This window comes from Bartonella sp. AU15XJBT (genome assembly GCF_028618615.1).
In the GTDB taxonomy this organism is placed as follows: domain Bacteria; phylum Pseudomonadota; class Alphaproteobacteria; order Rhizobiales; family Rhizobiaceae; genus Bartonella.
This window is the reverse complement of sequence record NZ_JAQITG010000002.1, coordinates 81,585-105,165: the sequence shown is the minus strand read 5'-3', so window position 1 is coordinate 105,165 and position 23,581 is coordinate 81,585. Positions and strand designations below refer to the sequence as shown.

General features: G+C 38.5%; 20 protein-coding genes and 2 pseudogenes. 12 read left to right on the top strand and 10 right to left on the bottom strand.

What is annotated here, in order from left to right; all coding sequences use genetic code 11:
• Positions 1–359: 359 nt before the first annotated feature.
• From cysS to PVV57_RS01645, 5 genes are all read left to right on the top strand, one after another.
• A complete protein-coding gene (gene cysS, locus PVV57_RS01665; RefSeq protein WP_273783353.1) occupies positions 360–1,868 on the top strand; it encodes a cysteine--tRNA ligase in 1,509 nt (502 codons plus the stop codon).
• 43 nt (positions 1,869–1,911) lie between these two features.
• Entirely contained in the window at positions 1,912–2,583 is a 672-nt protein-coding gene (locus PVV57_RS01660) for a DUF421 domain-containing protein (protein ID WP_273717573.1), read from the top strand.
• A 108-nt stretch (positions 2,584–2,691) separates the two neighbouring features.
• Entirely contained in the window at positions 2,692–4,575 is a 1,884-nt protein-coding gene (locus PVV57_RS01655) for an ABC transporter ATP-binding protein/permease (RefSeq protein WP_273783312.1), read from the top strand.
• 117 nt (positions 4,576–4,692) lie between these two features.
• Positions 4,693–5,391 carry a phosphatidylserine decarboxylase gene (locus PVV57_RS01650; RefSeq protein ID WP_273717571.1) on the top strand — a complete coding sequence of 233 codons (699 nt, stop codon included), beginning with the start codon at positions 4,693–4,695 and terminating at the stop codon, positions 5,389–5,391.
• A gap of 9 nt (positions 5,392–5,400) precedes the next feature.
• A complete protein-coding gene (locus PVV57_RS01645; RefSeq protein ID WP_273717570.1) occupies positions 5,401–6,240 on the top strand; it encodes a phosphatidylcholine/phosphatidylserine synthase in 840 nt (279 codons plus the stop codon).
• 71 nt (positions 6,241–6,311) lie between these two features.
• On the opposite strand, the gene PVV57_RS01640 is transcribed toward PVV57_RS01645, so the two are convergent.
• The 10 genes and pseudogenes from PVV57_RS01640 to rpsF form a co-directional block, all read right to left on the bottom strand.
• The gene (locus PVV57_RS01640; RefSeq protein WP_273717569.1) at positions 6,312–7,061 is read right to left on the bottom strand and encodes an SDR family NAD(P)-dependent oxidoreductase; all 750 of its coding nucleotides are present in this window, start codon (positions 7,059–7,061) and stop codon (positions 6,312–6,314) included.
• Between the two features lie 3 nt (positions 7,062–7,064).
• Complete coding sequence (purF, locus tag PVV57_RS01635; RefSeq protein WP_273717690.1) at positions 7,065–8,555, bottom strand: amidophosphoribosyltransferase; 1,491 nt, start codon at positions 8,553–8,555, stop codon at positions 7,065–7,067.
• A gap of 78 nt (positions 8,556–8,633) precedes the next feature.
• Positions 8,634–9,215 (bottom strand): CvpA family protein, encoded by a 582-nt coding sequence (locus PVV57_RS01630; RefSeq protein WP_273717568.1) that lies wholly within the window; start codon positions 9,213–9,215, stop codon positions 8,634–8,636.
• A gap of 129 nt (positions 9,216–9,344) precedes the next feature.
• Positions 9,345–10,733, bottom strand: coding sequence for a DNA repair protein RadA (gene radA / locus PVV57_RS01625; RefSeq protein ID WP_273717567.1), 1,389 nt, complete (start codon positions 10,731–10,733; stop codon positions 9,345–9,347).
• Between the two features lie 6 nt (positions 10,734–10,739).
• A pseudogene (locus PVV57_RS01620) lies at positions 10,740–11,684 on the bottom strand (DnaB-like helicase C-terminal domain-containing protein); the annotation flags it as partial.
• A 635-nt stretch (positions 11,685–12,319) separates the two neighbouring features.
• The gene (locus PVV57_RS01615) at positions 12,320–13,810 is read right to left on the bottom strand and encodes a replicative DNA helicase (protein WP_273717566.1); all 1,491 of its coding nucleotides are present in this window, start codon (positions 13,808–13,810) and stop codon (positions 12,320–12,322) included.
• A gap of 596 nt (positions 13,811–14,406) precedes the next feature.
• Positions 14,407–15,003 carry a 50S ribosomal protein L9 gene (rplI, locus tag PVV57_RS01610; protein ID WP_273717565.1) on the bottom strand — a complete coding sequence of 199 codons (597 nt, stop codon included), beginning with the start codon at positions 15,001–15,003 and terminating at the stop codon, positions 14,407–14,409.
• Between the two features lie 26 nt (positions 15,004–15,029).
• Positions 15,030–16,010: a hypothetical protein gene (locus tag PVV57_RS01605; protein ID WP_273717564.1), complete on the bottom strand. Its 981-nt coding sequence runs from the start codon at positions 16,008–16,010 to the stop codon at positions 15,030–15,032.
• Positions 16,011–16,162: 152 nt separating this feature from the next.
• Positions 16,163–16,411 carry a 30S ribosomal protein S18 gene (rpsR, locus tag PVV57_RS01600; RefSeq protein WP_005773744.1) on the bottom strand — a complete coding sequence of 83 codons (249 nt, stop codon included), beginning with the start codon at positions 16,409–16,411 and terminating at the stop codon, positions 16,163–16,165.
• Positions 16,411–16,818 (bottom strand): 30S ribosomal protein S6, encoded by a 408-nt coding sequence (gene rpsF, locus PVV57_RS01595; RefSeq protein WP_273717563.1) that lies wholly within the window; start codon positions 16,816–16,818, stop codon positions 16,411–16,413. Before rpsF ends, rpsR begins: the two co-directional genes overlap by 1 nt.
• A 346-nt stretch (positions 16,819–17,164) precedes the next feature.
• Between rpsF and PVV57_RS01590 the strand changes: the two genes are divergently transcribed.
• From PVV57_RS01590 to gmk, 7 genes and pseudogenes are all read left to right on the top strand, one after another.
• Positions 17,165–17,752: an undecaprenyl-diphosphatase gene (locus tag PVV57_RS01590; RefSeq protein ID WP_273717562.1), complete on the top strand. Its 588-nt coding sequence runs from the start codon at positions 17,165–17,167 to the stop codon at positions 17,750–17,752.
• A 77-nt stretch (positions 17,753–17,829) separates the two neighbouring features.
• Positions 17,830–18,774, top strand: coding sequence for an ACP S-malonyltransferase (gene fabD, locus PVV57_RS01585; protein WP_273783310.1), 945 nt, complete (start codon positions 17,830–17,832; stop codon positions 18,772–18,774).
• Positions 18,775–18,793: 19 nt separating this feature from the next.
• Positions 18,794–19,531 carry a 3-oxoacyl-[acyl-carrier-protein] reductase gene (fabG, locus tag PVV57_RS01580; RefSeq protein ID WP_273717560.1) on the top strand — a complete coding sequence of 246 codons (738 nt, stop codon included), beginning with the start codon at positions 18,794–18,796 and terminating at the stop codon, positions 19,529–19,531.
• 261 nt (positions 19,532–19,792) lie between these two features.
• Positions 19,793–20,029 carry an acyl carrier protein gene (locus PVV57_RS01575; protein ID WP_004860281.1) on the top strand — a complete coding sequence of 79 codons (237 nt, stop codon included), beginning with the start codon at positions 19,793–19,795 and terminating at the stop codon, positions 20,027–20,029.
• Positions 20,030–20,130: 101 nt separating this feature from the next.
• Positions 20,131–21,393: a beta-ketoacyl-ACP synthase II gene (gene fabF / locus PVV57_RS01570; RefSeq protein WP_273783308.1), complete on the top strand. Its 1,263-nt coding sequence runs from the start codon at positions 20,131–20,133 to the stop codon at positions 21,391–21,393.
• Between the two features lie 96 nt (positions 21,394–21,489).
• A pseudogene (mltG, locus tag PVV57_RS01565) lies at positions 21,490–22,598 on the top strand (endolytic transglycosylase MltG).
• A 293-nt stretch (positions 22,599–22,891) separates the two neighbouring features.
• Complete coding sequence (gmk, locus tag PVV57_RS01560; RefSeq protein ID WP_273783306.1) at positions 22,892–23,557, top strand: guanylate kinase; 666 nt, start codon at positions 22,892–22,894, stop codon at positions 23,555–23,557.
• The last annotated feature ends 24 nt before the right edge of the window (positions 23,558–23,581 follow it).

Here is a 23,581-nt window from a genome sequence, read left to right as displayed (position 1 = left end):
GTAAGGGACAGTAAGGAACCCATTGTGGAATATTGAAAATACTGATGAAGCTTTGTGTGGTTAAAATTTTTAAGATTCGCTTCCTATCATCTATTTTTCATATAGTATTCTATTGCCTATGGAATTTTTTCTAAACTTGTTTTCTTCAAGGAGGGAAAAGCGCTCTATCTATAGAATGCTTTTATCCAATCAAATAAAAGAGATTGTTTTTATGATAAATGATGGATACAGCCTTAATGGCAACAGGGGAAGAAGAATTGATGATAAGGTAAAAGTTTTAGTCTAAACCGTAAATGCGATCATTTGAGATAAGAGACATCTAAAGGGGCGGTGCATGATATCGTTCACGGAGTATAATGATGAGTAAGTTGCGATTTTATAATACGCTAACACGTAGAAAAGAAAATTTTATACCAATAGATCCAACAAAAGTACGTCTTTATGTTTGTGGCCCAACAGTTTATGATTATGCGCATATAGGAAATGCACGCCCTGTCATTGTTTTTGATATTTTATTTCGCTTATTGCGTCATGTGTATGGCAATGATCATGTTCTATATGCGCGTAATATTACAGATGTTGATGATAAAATTAATGCACGAGCCGCTTGTGAATATCCAAACTTGTCACTGAATGACGCTATTCGTCAATTAACAGAACGCACATATTCTCAGTTTCAACAAGATACAATAGCTCTTGGTTGTTTATTGCCAACCAGCCAGCCGCGCGCAACCGAGCATTTAGAGGAGATGCGCGCGCTCATCGAAAGATTGCTTGAAAAGGGGCACGCTTATAAAGCGGAAAATCATATATTATTTTCTATAAGTAGCATAAAAAATCCTCCCCATTATGGGGCATTTGCAAATCGTTCTTTAGATGAAATGAGGGCAGGGGCACGTATCGATGTTGCTGCTTATAAAAGGGAGGAGATGGATTTTGTTTTATGGAAGCCTTCTGTGGAAGGAGAGCCAGGTTGGGAATCGCCGGGCGGAATTCCTGTGTTAGGTCGTCCAGGTTGGCATATTGAATGTTCTGCCATGTCAATGGCAAAGTTATTAGCACCCTATGGTGGTGGTTTAACTTGTGATGATCCGATCGCGAATATTTTTGATATCCATGGTGGTGGACTTGATTTAATTTTTCCTCACCATGAAAATGAGATTGCACAAAGTTGTTCAGCTTTTGGGACGGAGCGAATGGCTAATTTTTGGATGCATAACGGCTTTTTACAAGTTGAAGGCAAAAAGATGTCGAAAAGCTTTGGCAATTTCATAACCATTCGCTCTGTTTTAGAGAATAATTTTTTGGAATTTAATGGTGTTTTAGCCGATGAGATGAAGGAAAATTGGGCGGGTTTGTCTGCACGTTTTTCAATGCTTCAAACCCATTATCGTGAACCGTTAAATTGGACAGCGCAGCGTTTAATACAATCGAGCAGTGAACTGTATCGTTGGTATGAATTGCTTCGCAGTCAAAAGAGTATGATGGAAAACAATGAGGCGATTGATGATACGTTAATAGATGCCCTCAGTGATGATCTTAATACGCCAAAAGCATTAACTCTTTTGCGAAAATTCTATAAAGCAGGAGATGCTTTAGCTCTAGCTAATGGCATGAATTTATTAGGACTATTACGACAAGAATGGATTAAAGAAATAGACTGTCCATTATTTATAAAAAAAACCTCTCTTGATTCAAAATTTATTGATCAGCGCATTGCCGAAAGACTGCGGCTTATCCATAATAAAGAGTGGGAAGCTGCGGATAAAATTCGCAATGAGCTTGCAGCCGAGGGGATTCTCTTAAAAGATAGTAAGGATCCGCAAAGTGGTAAGCGTATAACTGTGTGGGAAATAAAACGATTATAATTTCTCTATTCCAGCAGTTCTCATAAATTAAAGGGAGAATATGATGGAATTTTTATATCATTACGGATATATCGCGCTTAAGCTAGCTGTAGGTCTTATTGCCTTCCTATTTATTTTAAGAACGACAGGTCGTGGGAGTCTTAGTCAGATGACACCTGTTGATTTGGTCAGCAATTTTGTTATGGGAGGTATTATTGGAGGAGTCATTTATAATCAGAATATTAGCAGTATTCAATTATTGCTTGTTTTACTGATTTGGCAAACCTTGATTACCTCTTTTAATTTTTTTGCACGCTATTCAGTTTTTTTTCGCCGTCTTATTGCAGGGCGGAATGTCACATTGGTTTTAGATGGGGTCTTTCAAATGGATAAGATTAAGAACTTAGGGATCAATGTTAATGATCTTATTGCGATGTTGCGTCTTAAAGGGTGTCACTTACATGAAGCTGCTTTTGTGCGTTTGGAAACCAATGGTGATTGCACTGTTATTAAAAAGGAAGAGGGGAAGAAATCGACGATTGTCGTAGAAAATGGTGAAGTTATTGATGATGGCCTTAAAGAGATTGGTAAAACAAAAAAGTGGCTTCAGGCAGAATTGAAAAAAAAGCATGTAAAAGTTGAAAATTTATTTGCAGCAGAGTGGTATGAGAATACAGATCAAAATAATAAACCGCATAGTGGATTATTTCTTGTTCCTTTTTCAAAAACAGTCTAACTTCAAACAACGAGTAGGTATAGCTTATCGGAAGCGTAAGAAATTTAGAAACAACCACAGGGGGGTGTTTTGCCTTTTTCATGTGGATGATAGAGAAGTAAGGGCTTTATGAAACGCAATGAAATGACAAAAACTGTATCATCAGATACAGGGGAAGCTCTGCATACACTTTACAATTTATGGCCTTATATGTGGCCGGTCGATCGGCGTGATCTAAAAATGCGTGTACTATGGGCAATATTTTATCTTGTTTTGGCCAAGCTTGTTCTTATATCTGTACCGTATTTCTTTAAATATTCTACGAATGTGCTTGATGCAAGCTTTCAATTCCCTGAATGGTTTCCATCCAGTTGGATTATTCCTATCATGCTCGTTTTGGCGTACAATGTCGCACGTATTACGCAGGCTGGATTAAATCAATTACGTGATTCCCTTTTTGCCACTGTTGGTCAACATGCTGTTCGTCAATTAGCTTATAAAACCTTTGTACATCTCCATGAGTTATCTTTACGATTTCATTTAGAACGCCGGACTGGTGGGCTTTCTCGTGTGATTGAGCGTGGTACAAAAGGAATTGAAGCGATCGTAAGATTTTCAATTCTCAATACTGTACCGACAGTTTTAGAATTTATATTAACGGCCCTTGTATTTTACATCAACTATGGATGGCATTATCTTTTCGTTGTTGTTGCAACGGTTCTATTATATACTTTTTTTACCATTAAGGCCAGTGATTGGCGTATTCGTATTCGGCAACAAATGAATACAGCAGATACTGAGGCGAATACGCGCGCTGTTGATTCTCTTTTGAATTTTGAAACGGTCAAATATTTTGGCAATGAAACTTTAGAAGCGGATCGTTTTGATGCTTCTATGGCAGGTTATGAAAAAGCCGCAACAAAGATTTGGACATCATTAAGCTGGCTTAATTTTGGTCAGGCTCTTATCTTTGGTATTGGAATGATGATCATGATGCTGATGTCAGCTTATGAAGTTTTTTATAAGACACAAACTTTAGGGGATTTTGTTTTTATTAATGCCCTTTTAATGCAACTTTCCATTCCACTGAATTTTATTGGTTCAATTTATCGTGATGTTCGACAAGGTTTAACGGATATTGAAGCGATGTTCGATCTTTTAGATGTTCAGCAGGAGATCATTGATAAATCGGATGCTAAACCGTTAGAGATAAGCGATGGGACCATTCGTTTTCATCAGGTAAAGTTTTCTTATGATTCGACGCGTCAGATTCTCAGAGATATTGATTTTGAAGTCCCTGGAGGAAAAACAGTCGCCATTGTCGGTCCATCGGGTGCAGGTAAATCAACCATTTCTCGATTACTTTTTCGCTTTTATGATGTTGAGGCTGGCTCTATCACAATTGACGGGCAGGATATTCGTGACATAACACAAAAAAGTTTGCGTGAAGCGATCGGCATGGTCCCACAAGATACGGTGTTATTTAATGATACAATTGCTTATAATATTCGCTATGGGCGCCCAAGTGCTACAGATGAAGAGGTGCACAAAGCGTCTGAAATGGCACAAATATCAAAATTTATTGAGATGTTACCGGAAGGTTTTCAGTCTATGGTAGGAGAGCGTGGTCTCAAATTATCAGGGGGTGAAAAACAACGTGTGGCTATTGCACGGACACTTTTAAAAGCCCCCCCACTTCTTATTCTAGATGAAGCAACATCGGCTCTTGATACGGCAACAGAACAGGAAATTCAACAAGCATTGGATATTGTAAGTCGTGGACGTACAACATTGATTATTGCGCATCGTCTGTCCACGGTTATCAATGCTGATGAAATTTTGGTTCTTAAAAGTGGTCGTATTATTGAAAATGGAACGCATACAGAGCTCTTACGAAAGAAAGGTCTTTATGCTTCAATGTGGAATAAGCAGCTTGAAGCATCACAAGCTGAAGAAAAATTACGTAAAATGCGTGAAGAAGATGAGACGGGTATTGTTAATCGTAAAAAATAAGGTGGGCAAAATGTAATCTATATCTTTATATGGAGCGATTGATTAAATACATAAAAAGAGACAAGAGGAACAAAAAGATTTATTGCTTGTTTAGGTTTATGATGAATAGGAAATTATATGAGTATTTTACAATCTGTCCATAATAGCTTTGTACCGATTCATAAAGAAGGTTATCCTTTTATTGTAGCGTTTTTTGTTATTTCACTCATTTTGGGTTGGATGTGGAGTCCGCTATTTTGGTGTGGTCTTATTCTTACAGTGTGGTGTATATACTTTTTTCGTGATCCAGATCGTGTGATCCCTTTGAATTCAAATTGGGTTATGTCGCCTGCAGATGGGCGTATTTCATTTGTGGAATCATGTATTCCACCTGAAGAATTAGGCTTAGGAAAAGATGAAATGATCCGTATTTCCATTTTTATGGATATCTTTTCATGCCATATCAACCGTATTCCTATCAGTGGTACAGTAGAGTCTATCGTTTATCAGCCAGGTCGGTTTACCAATGCGGAGTTTGATAAGGCTAGTCAGTTTAATGAGCGTAATGGGGTGGTCATTGATAGCAAGCATGGGAAAATTGGTATCGTACAAATAGCGGGGATGTTTGCCCGTCGGATTGTTTGTTGGTCAAAAGAAAACGATGCTGTTATCATGGGAGAGCGATTTGGATTGATTCGTTTTGGTTCTCGCCTTGATATTTATATGCCAGCTGAAATGAGATTACGTGTTGCAGTTGGGCAAACAGCAATTGCTGGGGAGACAGTTTTGGGTTCTTTTGATGATAAGAGTGCCACAACGGACTTCAGATACGATTAGGACCGTACAATGAAAAATTTTTCGCCATTTTCTTCATTCAATCCTGAGGGGCAGCATGATGATGCTGCAAATCGGCGACGTTCACCGACATCGATGCGGTATGTTATTCCCAATATTATTACTATTTTGGCAATTTGTGCAGGGATGAGCAGCATTCGTTTGGCTTTTGAGAATCGCTATGAGGCTGCTATTTTAATGGTGCTTTTGGCTGCAGTTTTAGATGGTGCTGATGGTCGCATTGCGCGTTTAATAGATGGGAGTTCATCTTTTGGGGCACAGATGGATTCTCTTGCTGATATTGTAAATTTTGGTGTTACTCCTGCACTTATTGTTTATTCCTTTATCTTGAATCAAGCATACCACATTGGTTGGGTTGCAGCTCTTGTTTATTGTGTTGCTTGTTGTTTGCGATTAGCGCGTTTTAATGTGATGTTGGATAACACTGATATACCTCAATGGCAGAAAAGTTATTTTGTTGGTGTTCCTGCACCTGCAGGAGCGTTACTCCTTTTATTTCCTACCTATTTAGGCGCTCTTGGTTTGGTCCCCAATTGGGGGTGGGCATTGTTTTTTAGTCTTTATACTGTAATTATTGCTTTTCTTTTGATTAGTCGCCTACCAGTGTGGAATGCAAAGTCCATTGATCACAATTTGAGGCGTGATATCGTTATACCTTGCATGTTGGTCATTGTTATTTATGTCGGTTTTCTTGCGACTTACACATGGAAAACTTTATTGATTACCGCTGTTAGCTATATGATTTTTCTCCCCTGTAGTTTTGTCGCTTATAATAAACGCGCTGCTTTAGAAGAGAAAAAGGCTGATGCTAAAGCTATCCAAGAATCATAAAGTGCTTCATTCTTCTGTTGAGAAGCACAGGAAAAAGAGAGAGATTCAACTATTTACGTTTCAGATGATGATCAATGAGGGATATGATAATCCACAAACTGATTTTTATGGACATTAAAGAGCTTTCCAGTTTCCTTTAAATCTGGGGATAGCAAATGGACTATTTTTTTTGCAACCTCTTGTGGTGAGGGGAGTGTTTGTGGATCTTCACCAGGCATAGCTTCAGCGCGCATGGCCGTGCGTGTGGCTCCAGGGTTGACACAATTAATCTTAATAGGGGTTTGTTTGAGTTCTTCTGCCCAACAGCGGGCAATCATTTCTAAAGCTGCTTTAGAGGCTGCATAAGCCCCCCAGAAAGGGCGTGCAACATGTGCAACGCTTGAGGATAACAGGATAGCTCGTCCAGCATCAGATTCACGTAATAAAGGCTCAACGGCTTTCATTAAGCGCCATTGGCTGAAAAGATTGATTTGAAAGACATCTTCAAATACCGCGTTTTCTATATGCGCTATTGGTGAGAGTGTTCCAAGGATTCCAGCATTTGCAACGATAATATCGAGTTTTTTCCAGCGTTTAGCAATTGAGAGTGCAAGAGCATCGATGTTTTCCATATGATGCAAGTCGAGTGGAACGAGGGTTGCATGAGCCCCTTTTTCTCGGATTTGATTGTCCAATTCAGTAAGTCCACTGACTGTTCGTGCAAGAGCAATAATATGAGCGCCGCGTGCAGCGAGTTCAAGGGCTAAATAATAGCCAATCCCCCTTGATGCACCAGTAACAAGTGCAACACACCCATGGAGACTAAAGTCACGTTTCATCATCAATTAATCTCTTGTTTTAAGAACAGATGATTGATGAATTTTGGAGAGATTTTCTTGATCAATCAGATGCGTAGGATAATATCCAGTAAAATAATGGTCAGTAAATTGAGGATTGGCATTATTTCGTTTTTCCCCTGCTACAGCAAGATATAATCCATCCGTTGAAAGAAATTCTAAAGAGTCCGCTCCAATAAAATAGCACATAGATTTCAAATCTGGATATTGATTTGCTAAAAGACTCTCAACTTTAGGTGTATCAATACCATAAAAGTCGGGATAGAAGATCATAGGGCTAGAAATGCGCATATGAACTTCTTTTGCTCCTGCATCGCGAAGCATTCGCACAATTTTAAGAGATGTTGTTCCCCGCACAATGGAGTCATCAACCAGAATAACACGTTTTCCTTCAATCACAGGACGGTTTGCAGAATGTTTTAACTTAACGCCAAAAGCGCGAATTTGTTGTGTTGGTTCGATAAAAGTGCGGCCAACATAGTGATTACGAATAATACCAAGCTCGAAGGGAATTCCAATTTCTTGCGCATAGCCAATTGCGGCAGGTGTCCCTCCATCAGGAACAGGAACCACAACATCACCCTCACAAGGGGCTTCCTGTGCTAAACGAATCCCCATATTTTTGCGTGTTGTATAAACACTCCGTCCTCCAACGATGGAGTCCGGACGGGCAAAATAAACATATTCAAACAAGCAAAGTTTTTCTGGTTTTTCATTTTCTGGTTTTATAATTTTTTTAGTAATTTCCCCATTTTTTTGTATTTCACATATGACGATTTCTCCATTTTTAACATCACGGACATATTTTGCTCCAATAATATCAAGAGCACAAGTTTCAGAACAAAAGATAGGCTTACCATCAAGTTCCCCCATCACGAGAGGTCTAATTCCTGTTGGATCGCGTGCCGCAATAAGCTTTGTACGTGTGAGCGCTAACATAGCATACCCACCTTCTACTTGCCGAATCGCATCAACAAAACGATCAGAGGACGATTCATGACGTGAGCGGGCAATAAGATGGAGAAAAACTTCTGAATCTGACGTTGATTGACAGATAGCACCAGAAGCGATGAGTTCACGGCGCAATGTAAGACCATTGGTAAGATTACCATTATGAGCAATAGCAATACCGCCAACTTTTAATTCAGCAAAAAGGGGTTGAACATTGCGTAATGCCACTTCTCCAGTTGTTGAATAACGGGTATGTCCAATAGCGCGATTTCCTGGTAAGCGTGCAAGTGTTGCAGGGTTTGTATAGTGATCACCAACAAGACCTAAATGCTTTTCTTGATGAAACATTTTATTATGGTAAGAAACAATACCAGCTGCTTCTTGTCCACGATGCTGGAGTGCGTGGAGTCCAAGAGCTGTTAATGTTGCAGCATCTTCATGCCCAAGAATGCCAAAAACCCCACATTCTTCATGAAGGGTATCATCATCTAATGAAAACTCTTGACAGGAAATATCACTTTTTATCATCATATTCTTTCAGTTGTGATAGAGGGGAATCATTAATATCACATTTTACATCATTTAGTTCTCTGTCCACATGAAAAGCTATTCTCCATTTTTTAGAAGTGTCTTTTCATGAGAGTTTTGCTTATGCGTATGTTTATCACTGTCTTTAAACAAACTTTCCGCCTTTTCGAGAACAGATCCAAGATCTTTTGGGAGTATTTCCCAAACTTTTTGTCCCAGTGAATCTAACATAGGCCTCATTTTAGCATCTTTTAACCAGTTCGCTTGGTGCTCAGGCTTAATTAAGGCATTAATCAGCAACATACCGATGACCATAATCAGTAAACCGCGAAGTGCTCCAAAAATAAAACCAATAGTGCGGTCAAGAATACCAATTCGGCTATCAATAATAAAATCAGAGATTTTCATTGTAATAATTGAAGTAATAATGAGAACAACAATAAAAATTGTGACCAATGTTGTGATCAATGCAATCATTTTATTAGAGAGATATTGTTCAAAGAAAGGTAAGACAGGCTTGAATAAAAACAGTGTCGTAACAGCTGCAACTGCCCAAGAAATCAACGATAACACTTCACGTGAAAATCCTCGAAGCATAGCAAGAAAAGCGGACAACAGGATGATTACTACGACAATTCCATCAAGGATTGTTATGATCATTTGTTTGTTCCTTATACATAAATTTGTGTTCTTTAAGTCTGTGCGCAAATATATTTTTTGTTACGCCATTTTTTATTCTTATAGCAAGGATATTTTGTATTTTATAGGTTTTTTTCTATATTATCCTGCCTATGGTGCGGACAATTTTTTACTTGCGGTAAGCGTGGCAACAAGTTCGGGAAGGTCGGAGAAAGTTTTTTGTTGAAAATTGAGCGACTTCATCATTTCGGTTGTTGTCGTGGGATGAAAGGCTCCCTGAAAGCCGAGTTTTTTTGCTTCATTGATGCGTTGGGCTGAATGTGCAACAGCGCGGGTAGCTCCTGAAAGACTGACTTCCCCAAAATATACATAATCCGTTGGCAGAGGGATATTGGCAAGAGAAGATACCAAAGCAGCCGCTACAGCTAAATCGGCAGCAGGTTCAGATATACGATATCCACCTGCCACGTTCAGATAAACATCATGCTGCCCAAAACGAATGCCACAATGGGCTTCTAAAACGGCAAGAATCATAGAAAGACGATTTCCATCCCATCCGACAACCGCACGTCGTGGTGTTCCAAGAGAAGAGGGAGCAACAAGTGCTTGAATTTCTACCAATATCGGGCGTGTTCCTTCCATGCCGGCGAAAACAGCAGCACCTGGTGCTTTTTCATTGCGTTCCCCTAGAAACAATTCGGATGGATTAATCACTTCGCGTAATCCTTTATCAGACATTTCAAAGACACCAATTTCATCTGTTGGCCCGAAGCGATTTTTTACAGTTCTAAGAATGCGATAATGATGCCCTCCTTCACCCTCAAAATAGAGAACGCCATCAACCATATGTTCAACGACCCGAGGGCCAGCAATTTGTCCATCTTTTGTAACATGACCAACAAGAACAACAGCAGCGCCTGTTTTCTTGGCAAAGCGTATCATAGCTTGAGCACCAATACGGACTTGTGTGACAGTGCCCGGTGCTGAATCTGCTGTATCTGACCATAGGGTTTGAATCGAATCGATAATCACCATATCAAGGTTTTTATGCTCGCTTAAGGTTGCTAGAATATCTTCAACATTGGTTTCAGCAGCAAGTTTCACCTCTGTATTATGAGCGCCAAGCCTTTGCGCGCGCAGACAAATCTGCGCAATAGCCTCTTCACCTGAGACATAGATGACATTATGTCCTTTGCGAGATAAAGCCGCAGCTGTTTGTGTGAGCAATGTTGATTTTCCAATACCTGGATCACCCCCAACAAGAAGTGCTGATCCACGGACAAAGCCCCCACCGGTAACACGATCAAGTTCAGCAATACCAGAATGAATACGTGGAGCATCTTGGAGATTTCCGGAAAGAGATGTTAGGGCGACGATGCGTCCTTTACGAGTATTTTGCTTAGGGCCACTTCCTATGCCACCATCTATATTTTCTTCAACAAGAGAATTCCATTCACCACAAGCGCTACATTTCCCTGCCCAACGAGAATGGATGGTTCCACAATTTTGACAGATAAATTGAACACGAGTGCGTGCCATGGTGATTTAACCAATTTGTTCTGGAAGATAATTGCTATCTGCCAGATCGCTAAAGCGCGTGAAATCAGCTTGAAAAGCAAGTTGCACAGTTCCTGTTGGACCGTGACGTTGTTTCGCAACAATAACATCAGCTTTTCCCATAATTTTATCCATTTCATCTTGCCATTTTGCATGTTCAAGACTACCGATCTTTGGTTCTTCATTTCTGAGATAATATTCTTCACGATAGATAAATAGAACGATGTCGGCATCTTGCTCAATAGAACCGGATCCACCTAAATCTAAAAGTTTTGGGCGTTTGTCTGTTCTGTTTTCAACTTGATGTGAAAGTTGTGAAAGAGCAATAATAGGGATATTTAATTCTTTAGCTAACGCTTTTAATTTTACAGTAATTTCTTGCATACGATATTCAGATGTGTATTTTAAATCACTCGTCATGAGTTGGATATAATCGATAATTAAAATATCTAAACCATGTTTTTTCTTGAGATGTCGAGCACGGGCCACCAGTTGTGAAACTGATATTCCTCCAGTTTGATCAATATAAAGGGGGGCCCTTTTGAGCTGCTTCATCGTACGAATAATTTTTGAAAATTGTTCTTCTGAAATACGACCACGTCGAATATCAGAAGAAGAGACTTCCGTTTGTTCAGAAATAATACGTGTTGCAAGCTGTTCTGAGGACATTTCAAGTGAGAAGAATCCTACAATGCCACCTTCATTTTCTTCGGTATTGCTATTGTGTTCTTCGGCATTACTATTATGATTATAAGCATTGGCAATATTAAAGGCAATGTTGGTTGCCAGAGATGTTTTCCCCATACCAGGGCGTCCGGCAAGGATAATTAAGTCGGATGGTTGTAATCCTCCTATTTTTTCATCAAGTGTTTGAATGTAAGTCGCTACCCCTGATATTTGCGAAGAGCGCTCTTTTGCAGCACTTGCTATATCAATAACTCTTTTGATAGCTTCATCAAGACTGTCAAATTTACTATCGCAGTCTTCTTTTTTTTCTAGCATAATTATATACTTTCCCTTTGTTAGATATCAATTTTTATACAATTTTATATCAAGAATATTTTGCATGTTATAGAATTGTCTCTGTACTGTAGTATTTAAAACACAGCTTGTTTTTTATATGCGGTAATGAGGGTCGTTTTTTCATACAGATTAAAAAGTATTTTTGTTATAAAGATTAGAGATTGTTTTACGAAGTAGAAATTTTCTGATATTTTACATAATAGCTTACCTTGCGCAACAGTCGCAATTATTTTTGAATTTAATAACAAGAAAATGAGTGTCTTATGAGAAGGATTTTTTTAAAAGAAGGAACAATATAGCAACATTTAAAGTAGCTATGAATTTTAGATATATGTATCCTACTTGCAATACTAAAAGATATATTATTAAGATTAATCTTATTCAAGAGCTTTTTAGATGTCAAATAATGACAGCCGAAATCATCGAAAAATAACTCTTTAATAAGAAATATCATTCTCCACAGGCGCTACATTTTCTGCCCAGCGGGAATGGACCGTTCCGCAATTTTGACAGATAAATTTAAGTCGGTTCCGTACCATGGTGATTTAACCAATTTGTTCTGGAAGATAATTGCTATCTGCCAAATCACTAAAGCGTGTGAAATCAGATTGAAAGGCAAGGGATACGATTCCTGTTGGTCCGTGACGTTGTTTTGCAACAATAACATCAGCTTTTCCCATAATTTTATCCATTTCATCTTGCCATTTTTGATGTTCCAAAGTGCCTAATTTTGGTTCTTCATTTTTGAAATAATATTCTTCACGATAGACAAATAGAACGATGTCGGCATCTTGCTCAATAGAACCAGATTCACGTAAGTCAGAGAGTTGTGGACGTTTATCTGTTCTATTTTCGACTTGACGTGAAAGTTGAGAGAGAGCGATAATAGGAACATTCAATTCTTTCGCTAATGCTTTTAACCCTGTAGTAATTTCTGTAATTTCTTGAACACGATTTTCAGATGAACGCTTTGAGCTACTTGTCATGAGTTGGATATAATCAATAAACAAGACATCCAAGCCATGTTGTCGCTTGAGACGCCGGGCACGGGCAGCCAGTTGCGTAATTGATATTCCTCCAGTTTGATCAATATAAAGGGGGGCTTTTTGGAGCTGGTTCACCGCACGGATGATTTTTGAAAATTGTTCATCTGAAATATTACCACGTCGAATATCAGAAGAAGAGACTTCTGTTTGTTCAGAAATAATACGTGTTGCAAGCTGCTCTGAGGACATTTCAAGTGAGAAGAACCCTACAACGCCGCCTTCATTGTCTTGGATATTACCATTATGATTATAAGCATTGGCAATATTAAAGGCAATGTTGGTTGCTAGTGAAGTTTTACCCATACCAGGGCGTCCCGCAAGGATAATTAAGTCAGATGCTTGTAATCCCCCCATTTTTTCATCAAGTGTTTTAATATGGGTGGCTATCCCTGATAATTGTGAAGAACGCTGTTTCGCAGCACTTGCCATATCGAGTGCTTTTTTGACAGCCTCATTAAAATTTTCAAATCCGCCTCCATATTTCCCTTTTTCTGCGAGCTCAAATAACTGATTTTCAACAGTTTCAATTTGTTGGGTAGGCGTAAGCTCTACAGGAGCATCAAAGGCCGTATTGACAACTTGAGTTCCAAGGTTAATCAAAGAACGACGGATAAAAAGGTCGTAAATAACGCGTCCATAATCTTCAGCGTTAATAATGGTGACCGCTTCTTTGGCTAAGCGAACAACATACTGGTATACAGTAATATCTCCAATTTTCTCTTCCATTTGGATATAAGGCTTGATCGTAACCGGATCTACAAGTTTTCCTGTTTTAATAAGGTGAGATAAAACAGCATAAATCTTTTGATGCAACGGTTCAAAAAAATGTTCTGGTTTTAGAAAATCCGAAACGCGGTCGAGAGAATCATTGTTGATAAAGATAGCACCAAGTAATGCCTGTTCAGCTTCAATATTATGTGGAAGTTGCCGAAAAGAAGGGGAATCTTCTTTTTTCGAAGAGCTGATATTAACAATACTAGTTTCTTCCATAATATTTTCCCACTAAAATTCCAAGTCTAGCTACTTTAGGCGATAAATTTAAAATCGTACATTAAAAGAATAGAGCTACAAAGCTTCATTTTAAGTTAAAATCATATAATTTTTAAAAACTCTCTTCTAATTGCTCATTTATCATTCGTGTATTATTAATATAACATCTATTTCGTATGTTCTATTTTTATAATATATGATTTTTAAAGTGGAGCTTTAGGCACTCTAAATTTAAGTATTTTGAAATTATGTGATTTTAAAATTCTAATACCAGTGTCAGTGGAATGACTTCTTTGTCATTGAAATCATTGTAGATCACATGAGGATATAATTAACTTACCGCTCGTACAAAACTTACCCTTAAGGAGAGAGCTTTAAATTATTTTTTCTTTTATACTGGAAAACAAAAACATTGCCTCTTAAGTGATATTATCATTTTAGGCATGCAATAGCTTTAGATAATATATTTCTAATTCTTCACAAAATTAGATTCTTTACGTATGATAGCCATAAAATACTCAGTTTTAAAGCGTGAGTATTTTATGACCAATATTTAAATGGAATAAAAGATATAAAACAGAAAGCAAAAGAAGCAATTAAACTTCTTGATGAGAATTGTTTATATCGTTGTCATTAATTTCTTCTCCCAATAATTCTTCCTGATTTTCTTCTAATATTTCTTCTTGAATATTATATATTTCTTCAGAAGAAGTAAGAGTTTCACCTTCTGCTTGGCGTTGCGCTTCACTGGTGGAACGTGCAACGTTAATAACCACAGAAATTTGAACTTCAGGATGGAGGCTAAGAGTAATCGTATGAAGACCGATCATTTTTATTGGATGATTAAGTTCAATTTGATTTCGCCCAATAGAGAATCCTTCATCTGTTATGATTTCAGCAATATCACGCGTTGACACAGATCCATAAAGTTGTCCTGTTTCACCAGCAGAACGAACAGCAATAAATGATTGACCATCAAGTTTTTCAGCAATTTTTTGTGCTTCGCTTTTGCGTTCAAGATTACGTGCTTCAAGTTGTGCACGTTGAATCTCAAAATGTTTTTTATTAGCTTCATTTGCGCGTAAAGCTTTACCTTGAGGCAAGAGAAAATTACGTGCATAACCATCTTTCACTGAGACAATATCACCCATCTGACCAAGACGAGGAATGCGCTCAAGTAGAATAATATCCATAGTTTTTTCCTTTCGAACAAATAAATTTAGGGAAGTCTTTTGCGTGATTGAAAGTTGTATTGAATAGCAGCCCAAATACCCATCAAAATCATCAAGACAGAAATAGGCGGGAAAAAAACGACAGTTAAAATAGCAATATAAACAAGAGAAAGTATAATAATCCGACCGTTGACGCCTTTTGTGATATTGTGAAGATAGGCTAGACCGCTAATTAATATGATGACAGTATAGGCAGAACTAAAGACACATGTCCCCAAATTAAGAGAACCACTCAATTCAGTCATTGATGCGATGGAAACAACAATGAAAATAACAATTCCAGAAATTGGCAGGCGAAAAGTTGTACTCCAATCATCTCGAGGTCTTTTCAGCCACTTCATGTACTGGGCTGTTATCATTGAAAAATAAAGATTACCAATGAGAAAAATCAAACTATAAACTATCAGAGCGATAGCTGCTAAAGTTGCAGCATGCGCCATTAAAAACTCACGAACATTAAGTATATTATCTTCTTTTAATAACTGCAATTGTTGTAGAGCTTGTATTATGTTTTCAATGATCCCTTGTGCAATGAGGGAGGTGTCTGTCGCAGCTTTCACATAGAGTCCAATGAAGGTGACAATAAGAGCAATAAAGTTGGTTAAATGAAAAATAACGGATGATAATGGGTACCATATCAGTGTGTTTTCCTTTTGCGCTGGTCGCGCAAGTCCAAGGAGCCAAGAGGCATAAACAGCGGGAAGAAAAGATAACAGCATAAGCCCAAGAGCAATATAGATATCCGTGGCTATGACAAGAATAACAGTCGCACTTATTAAGGCAACAAAGCTGGCAAATGTTCCTTGACCAAATGCAACAATAAAAATTGGCAATGAAAGAAAGCAGCCAAGAAGAAGAGAAAAAGCGGGAGCTATATTGGCAACACTGAAGATTGCCATGCCTATCACAACAGCAAACAATCCAGCTAAAACACCGGTTAATATCTCATAAGTACGATTTTCTTTCATTTATTGCTGTCCTGCTTTCTGCAGTTAGAGGCATATCACTACCTCAACTTTTATATTTAAGAGCTTAACATAGGATACAATAAGCTATTTTTCTAAACCATAAAAGAAAAGCAACTGGAGAATTTCTCCAATTGCTAGAATGTCTTGATTGTTTACTTTATAACGTATGGAAGTAAGCCTAAAAAGCGAGCGCGTTTGATAGCGTTAGCTAATTCACGCTGTTTTTTCTGACTAACAGCCGTAATTCGTGAAGGAACAATTTTCCCACGTTCAGAAATATAACGTTGTAACAATTTGATATCTTTATAATCAATTTTGGGCGCATTAGCCCCCGAAAAAGGACATGTTTTACGACGACGATGAAAAGGGCGACGTGCAGAGTTTTGATTCGTATCAGTCATCATTCTACCCCTTCTATAGCATTTTCACGTTGACGACGTGGGGAACGGGAGCGCTCTTCATCTTGACCACTATGCGCATTGCGATCAAGATGTGAAAGCATTGCAGATTTTTCTTTTTCGTGTTTTTCTACACGAATGGTCATGTAGCGCAAAATATCTTCATTGATTCGCATTTGACGCTCCATTTCAGCAATTGCTGCAGCTGGTGCATCAATATTGACCAATACATAATAAGCTTTACGGTTTTTACGAATACGATAAGCAAGAGGACGAAGTCCCCAATTTTCTACGCGCCCAACTTTTCCACCGTGCGTTTCAATGACACCTTTGTAAAGACTTAAAAGTTCATCAACTTGCTGCGGTGCAATGTCTTGTCGGGCAAGGAACATATGTTCATAAAGAGCCATTGTTTTGCCTTTCTTCAATTAAATCTTACCGGTTTTAGCGCAAAGCCTCTGCGACTTGTCTTTTTGGGAGATCCAAAGAAGAAAGGACGCGTTTACGATTTGAGACATCTCAGAGCGGAGACACGGGAGGCCGGAAACATTGTATTTCCTACTGATATTTTACAGCCCTCCGTTCAACCTCCAGCTAAAGTGCCGGCAACGAACATTTCATATCTACAAGTTATCTTTTAAAATAGCAAGTTTATACACATAAAAAAATAGATTTATTAAATCTTGATATATTTTCAATATATTTCCCTCTTCTATAAAGAGATAGTGCTGTAACATACAGCTAAAGGAGAGAAAAATGGATTTTTTAAACCAGATTGATGTGACACTTTTTAAGATGTTTGTCGGTAATCATCAGTCTTGGTCAATTCTAGTTTTGTTTAGTATTTTTTGTGCAAAGTTTTTAATTTACATGATTCCTCTTCATCTTTGTGTGTTGTGGTTTTGTGGTGGAGAAAGGGAACGATGTGTCGTGCTAAGCATTTGCATGAGCATTTGTACTGCTCTTTTTATAGGTTATCTCATTTCTCTCATTTATTTTCATCCACGCCCATTCGTTGTAGGGCTGACAACACCACTGATTAAACACCGTGCAACGGCTTCTTTTCCTAGTAATCATGCCTTGACCATTGCATCTTATACAGCGAGCTTTTATTTTTACCGATACAAAGGTACTTTTAAATTTGCCGTTGTGTTTTTATGCTTGATCTCTTGGGCACGCATCTTTGTGGGTGTACATTATCCCTTTGATATTTTAGCAGGTACAATTTTAGGAAGTCTCGTAAGTTTGGGCGTTATTCAGTTTATAGCCCCCTATTTTCCTAAGTTTTTATATCAAATTCCACCCTTAAAATATAATTTGAAGAGAGATATTCGTTCTAAATAAAGCACTTTATCTTGACTTTTTGCGGAAGAATAAGGTCAAAAGAAAATCATTTAATGGCACAATTGAGGAGTCGATTAATGGGTGCAGCTTTTATTTTTCCAGGGCAAGGGAGTCAACTTGTTGGGATGGGGAAGGCGCTTACAGAGCAATTTTTGGTGGCGCGAATGGTTTTCGAGGAAGTTGATGATGCTTTGGGTGAGAAATTATCAGAGATCATTTTTGAAGGTCCAGCAGATGTTTTAATGTTAACAGCCAATGCACAACCAGCATTAATGGCTGTATCCATGGCTGTCATTCGTGTGATGGAACAATTAGGGCTTCGTATAGAAGAAAAGGTAAAGTTTGTTGCCGGTCATTCTTTAGGCGAATATTCGGCTCTTTGTGCTGCTGGTGCATTGAGTCTCACCGATACGGCAAAGCTTTTGCGCATTCGTGGCAATGCCATGCAGGCTGCTGTTGCGGTTGGTGAAGGCTCTATGGCAGCACTTATCGGTTTGGAAGAGCACGTTGTGGAAGAAATTTGCAAAATTGTTTCTGGAGAAGGACTATGCCAGATTGCTAATGATAATGGTGGTGGGCAAATTGTTATTTCAGGTGAAGCAAAAGCCGTTGAGGCAGCGGTAGAGCTTGCATCAACAAAAGGTGCAAAACGTGCACTTCTCCTTCCGGTGTCTGCTCCTTTTCATTCGTCTTTAATGCAGCCTGCTGCGGATGCCATGAAGAAAGCACTTTTGACTGTTAACAAAAACGCCCCTATTGTTCCTTTGATTGCCAATGTTTCTGTTGCACCAGAAAGCGATCCTGAGCGTATTGCTACTCTTCTTGTTCAACAAGTGACTGGGAGGGTGCGGTGGCGTGAAACAATAGAATGGATCGGTGCTAATGGGGTTGATACGCTTTTTGAAGTTGGTTCTGGAAAAGTATTAACAGGTTTAACGCGCCGTATTAACAAGGATATAAAGGGGGTAACAATTGGAACAGTTGATGAAATAGAATCAGCGCTAGGGATGCTTGGCGTTTAATCTATAAGGAGTTAAAAAAATGTTTAGATTAACAGGACGTAAAGCTCTTGTAACGGGGGCATCAGGAGGAATTGGTGAGGCAATTGCACGTTGTTTCCATGCACAAGGCGCCATTGTTGGGCTTCATGGAACACGTGAAGACAAGCTTAAAGAAGTGGCAGCAGAATTAGGACAGAATGTTTTTGTGTTTCCCGCTAATCTTTCTGAACGTCAATCGATTAAACAATTGGCTGAAGTTGCAGAAAAAGAAATGGATGGTGTTGATATTTTGGTCAACAATGCGGGAATCACCAGGGATGGTCTTTTTGTGCGTATGCAAGATAAAGACTGGGATGAAGTTTTAGAAGTTAATCTAACAGCTGCTTCTCTTTTGACGCGTGAATTAACACATTTTATGATGCGTCGTCGTTATGGAAGGATTATTAATATCACATCAGTTGTTGGTGTTGTGGGAAATCCTGGACAAACGAATTATTGTGCTGCAAAAGCAGGCTTGATAGGCTTTTCTAAAGCATTGGCACAAGAAATTGCTTCGCGAAACATTACTGTCAATTGTATTGCTCCAGGATTTATTAAATCTGCAATGACAGATAAGCTTAATGAAAAGCAAAAAGAAGCTATTATGGCTGCGATTCCAATGAAGCGTATGGGGAGTGGGCAAGAAATAGCCACTGCTGCTGTTTATCTAGCGAGCGATGAAGCGGCCTATATGACAGGTCAAACACTCCATATTAATGGTGGAATGGCAATGATTTAAGTATTTTCTTGTATTCCACATTGATTTATAAGCTGTATTATTTTAGATAGTAACGATTAAAATGAAAAGATGCGCTATTTCTTTAACTTGATCGTTGATCAATTGATGTCAGAATGTCAGATTGGTTCATTTTGTAGGGGATATCCACAGGATGTTTTAAATCATTGCTAAAATCTTTTAAAGGAATGCATCTATTGCTTGATTAGATGAGCCGATATAGTTAACCAAATTATAGGAAAATATAAATTCGAGGATTTCAATATGAGTGATACAGTAGAGCGCGTTAAAAAAATTATTGTGGAACATCTTGGGGTTAATGCTGATAAAGTCGTGGAAAATGCGAGCTTTATCGACGATCTAGGGGCTGATAGCCTTGATACCGTTGAACTCGTTATGGCTTTTGAAGAAGAATTTGGTGTAGAAATTCCAGATGAAGCTGCTGAAACGATTTTCACAGTTGGTGATGCAGTAAAGTTCATTGATAAAGCTTCTGCATAATTACCAAAGGGCAAAGGCACTCATTGCTTTTGCCTGTATTCTTCGGAGTTCTTTTGAAAAGAGAGCTTTGAGAGCTGAAGTTTAGTTCAAGGTTAGAAGTTATGAGACGTGTTGTTGTTACTGGTTTAGGATTGGTATCTCCATTGGCTGGTAATATTGAATATAGTTGGAAACGACTTCTTGAAGGGAGAAGTGGTGTTCGGCGTATTACTGAATTTGATGTGTCCGATTTGCCATGCCAGATTGCAGCGCGTATCCCTGTAGGGGACGGAACAGAGGGCACTTATAATGCTGATTTGTATATGGAACCTAAAGAGCAACGGAAGGTTGATGCATTTATTGTTTATGCAATGGCTGCTGCTAACCAAGCACTTGCAGATGCTGAATGGTTTCCTAAGAATGATGAAGATCAGATTTGTACAGGGGTATTAATTGGTTCGGGGATTGGGGGGATTGAGGGCATTGTTGAAGCTGGTTATACGCTTCGTGATAAAGGTCCGCGTCGTGTTTCTCCTTTTTTTATTCCAGGTCGTTTGATTAATCTTGCTTCTGGTTATGTGTCCATTCAATATGGTTTACGGGGGCCTAATCATTCGGTTGTGACGGCTTGTTCGACAGGAGCCCATGCGATCGGTGATGCGACACGTTTGATTATGTTCGGTGATGCAGATGTTATGGTGGCAGGGGGGGCCGAATCTCCGATAAATCGGATATCTCTCGCGGGCTTTTCTGCTTGTAGAGCTCTTTCTACTTGTCGCAATGATGATCCTGAACGGGCCTCACGTCCTTATGATGCTGATCGTGATGGTTTTGTGATGGGGGAGGGAGCGGCGGTTGTTGTTTTAGAAGAACTGGAACATGCTAAAAAACGAGGAGCACGTATTTATGCTGAGGTTATCGGCTATGGTTTATCGGGTGATGCTTACCACATTACAGCGCCTTCAGAAAGTGGTGAAGGGGCTCAGCGTAGTATGATGGCCGCTCTTAAGCGCGCACAAGTGAATGTGAGTGAACTTGATTATATTAATGCTCATGGTACATCAACGATGGCTGATTCCATAGAGCTAGCAGCTGTTGAGCGTGTTTTAGGGAATTATGCACCACAAGTTTCTATGTCATCAACCAAATCCTCTATCGGGCATTTACTTGGTGCAGCCGGTGCTGCTGAGGCTATTTTTTGTGTTTTAGCTATACGGGATAACATAGCGCCAGCGACACTTAATCTTGACAACCCATCGATTGAAACGAAAATTGATCTTGTCCCGCACAAACCACGTGAACGAAAGATTGATACGATTCTTTCCAATTCTTTTGGATTTGGTGGGACAAATGCATCGTTGGTGATGCAGCGTTTTAGGGGATAATAAGTATTTTTATTTAATTTCTGCTTTTGAATTTTCACCTTTATTATAAGGTGAATAAGAAGTTATAATATTGTCCTTAATCGCTTTTGAGGGGTTATGTCTGATGTGAAAAATGGAAAATCATTAAAGGACATAAGTGATTCCTCTTTGAATCATTGAGCAGATAGTTAGGCATGTTAACACATAAAAAACAAAAGAAATCATCTATCGTCCGTAATCCATTGGTCATTCTTGGTCATTTTTTTCTCATGCTGATTGTGATTATTCTTTTCGGCATAAGTATTCCTCTTTATATTGGAAAAAGTATTTTTGAAGAAAAGGGAAAAATTGAGGAAGAACAAGTTATTCTTATCAGTCCTGGCACAGGAATTCGTGAAATTGCTTCATTACTAGAAAAACGTGGTTTCATTCGATCATCAGATATTTTTGTTTATGGGGTTGGCTATCACAAAAACACAAGTCACCTGAAGGCTGGTGAATATTTAATTCCAGCCCATGCTTCAATGCAGGATATTATGGATATTCTTGTGAAAGGAAAATCCATTGAGTATACCTTTACAGTACCGGAAGGTTTAACGGTTCAGCAAGTTTTCGATCGTTTAGCGGCAAATGAAATTTTGATTGGGGACCTTCCAAAAGTTTTGCCTCCAGAGGGCTATTTGATGACGGATACTGTTCGCTTTATTCGGGGGACAACACGTAAAGAAATTATAAACAGATTGTATGAGGGACAGAAAAAATTAATTCATGCGATATGGGCTACGCGTTCACTTGATTTACCCATTAAATCAATTGATGAATTTGTCATATTGGCCTCAATTGTTGAAAAAGAAACAGGTGTTGCAGCAGAGAGGCCAATGGTTGCTGCGGTATTTTATAACCGCCTTGCAAAGCATATGCGTCTTCAATCGGATCCAACGGTAATTTATGGTCTCTTTGGAGGAAAAGGAAAGCCATCGGGACGTGCGATTTACCGTTCAGATCTTGAGAAGGAAACACCCTATAATACTTATAAAATTAATGGTTTGCCCCCAACAGCTATTGCAAATCCAGGTCGCGATTCTTTGAAAGCGGTGGCACATCCACCAAGCAGTGATGCGCTTTATTTTGTTGCAGATGGTTCAGGAGGACATGTTTTCTCTCGAACCTTAGAAGAACATAATATGAATGTTCGCAAATGGCGAGAATTAAAGGCAGGACATTGATTTATAATGATACCGCATTTTTTGACATCGTAAATGAGAGCCCCCAATATAGTAAGATTTTTCTGCTTAAACTTTTGATGAGAATGATAAAAAATGATTTTCTTGTATGTTACAAGTAGGATGAGCGTATAGATACAAAATATTTAAGAGATAAATTAATATATTTCTGATAAATTATCTCAATAAAAGTGTAGAATAATATTGAGAACGGCTAAAAAAATTGATTAGGGAAAAGTTTAGATAATGTATCGTCCAAATTTTGAAGAAAAATTTATACAAAGTAGAGTGGTGTAATGACAGTCATTGAAAGTGAATTGAATACTCTAAAAACAAAACAACGCCGCGGTTTTTTATTTATTCTCTCTTCACCTTCAGGTGCTGGTAAATCAACAATTTCGAGATTACTTTTAAAAGATGGACACTTAGAGCTTTCTGTCAGTGTGACCACAAGGAAAAAGCGTTCCAGTGAAGTCAATGGACTCCACTATCACTTTATTTCAAAGGAAGAGTTTGACCATAAACGTGATAGAGATGAATTTATTGAATGGGCAGAAGTCCATGGGAATTATTATGGCACGTTACGTGAAACTGTTGAAAATACATTGAGTGTTGGCCGTGATATGCTATTTGATATTGATTATCAAGGCACCAAGCAGATGCAAAAAAAGATGCCAGGAGACACCGTATCTGTTTTTATTCTTCCACCATCAATGAAAGAGCTGGTTTCACGTTTACATCGTCGAGCAGAAGATAGTCAAGATATCATCAATTTACGATTGGAAAATGCACGAACGGAGCTAAAACATTGGCGTTCCTATGATTATATTGTGATTAATGAAGATTTAGATCAGTCTTTATCTTTTATTAGGTCAATTTATTTAGCTGAAACCGCAAAACGCGAGAGATGTGCTTTTCTTGAAACTTTTATTGATGAACTTATTTCTGAAAAGATTGATTAATATTTTTGTTGTTTTGAAAAAGTT

Coding starts and splice junctions, on each gene's coding strand:
- rplI (WP_273717565.1), bottom strand. CDS start 15,003: ATGGATATTATTCTACTTGAGCGCATTCCTCGTCTTGGTCAGATGGGT.
- PVV57_RS01650 (WP_273717571.1), top strand. CDS start 4,693: ATGAGTATTTTACAATCTGTCCATAATAGCTTTGTACCGATTCATAAA.
- fabD (WP_273783310.1), top strand. CDS start 17,830: ATGGGTGCAGCTTTTATTTTTCCAGGGCAAGGGAGTCAACTTGTTGGG.
- PVV57_RS01655 (WP_273783312.1), top strand. CDS start 2,692: ATGAAACGCAATGAAATGACAAAAACTGTATCATCAGATACAGGGGAA.
- fabF (WP_273783308.1), top strand. CDS start 20,131: ATGAGACGTGTTGTTGTTACTGGTTTAGGATTGGTATCTCCATTGGCT.
- PVV57_RS01605 (WP_273717564.1), bottom strand. CDS start 16,010: ATGAAAGAAAATCGTACTTATGAGATATTAACCGGTGTTTTAGCTGGA.
- PVV57_RS01660 (WP_273717573.1), top strand. CDS start 1,912: ATGGAATTTTTATATCATTACGGATATATCGCGCTTAAGCTAGCTGTA.
- PVV57_RS01645 (WP_273717570.1), top strand. CDS start 5,401: ATGAAAAATTTTTCGCCATTTTCTTCATTCAATCCTGAGGGGCAGCAT.
- rpsF (WP_273717563.1), bottom strand. CDS start 16,818: ATGGCTCTTTATGAACATATGTTCCTTGCCCGACAAGACATTGCACCG.
- rpsR (WP_005773744.1), bottom strand. CDS start 16,411: ATGACTGATACGAATCAAAACTCTGCACGTCGCCCTTTTCATCGTCGT.
- PVV57_RS01615 (WP_273717566.1), bottom strand. CDS start 13,810: ATGGAAGAAACTAGTATTGTTAATATCAGCTCTTCGAAAAAAGAAGAT.
- PVV57_RS01575 (WP_004860281.1), top strand. CDS start 19,793: ATGAGTGATACAGTAGAGCGCGTTAAAAAAATTATTGTGGAACATCTT.
- radA (WP_273717567.1), bottom strand. CDS start 10,733: ATGGCACGCACTCGTGTTCAATTTATCTGTCAAAATTGTGGAACCATC.
- cysS (WP_273783353.1), top strand. CDS start 360: ATGAGTAAGTTGCGATTTTATAATACGCTAACACGTAGAAAAGAAAAT.
- PVV57_RS01630 (WP_273717568.1), bottom strand. CDS start 9,215: ATGATCATAACAATCCTTGATGGAATTGTCGTAGTAATCATCCTGTTG.
- PVV57_RS01640 (WP_273717569.1), bottom strand. CDS start 7,061: ATGATGAAACGTGACTTTAGTCTCCATGGGTGTGTTGCACTTGTTACT.
- fabG (WP_273717560.1), top strand. CDS start 18,794: ATGTTTAGATTAACAGGACGTAAAGCTCTTGTAACGGGGGCATCAGGA.
- gmk (WP_273783306.1), top strand. CDS start 22,892: ATGACAGTCATTGAAAGTGAATTGAATACTCTAAAAACAAAACAACGC.
- purF (WP_273717690.1), bottom strand. CDS start 8,555: ATGATAAAAAGTGATATTTCCTGTCAAGAGTTTTCATTAGATGATGAT.
- PVV57_RS01590 (WP_273717562.1), top strand. CDS start 17,165: ATGGATTTTTTAAACCAGATTGATGTGACACTTTTTAAGATGTTTGTC.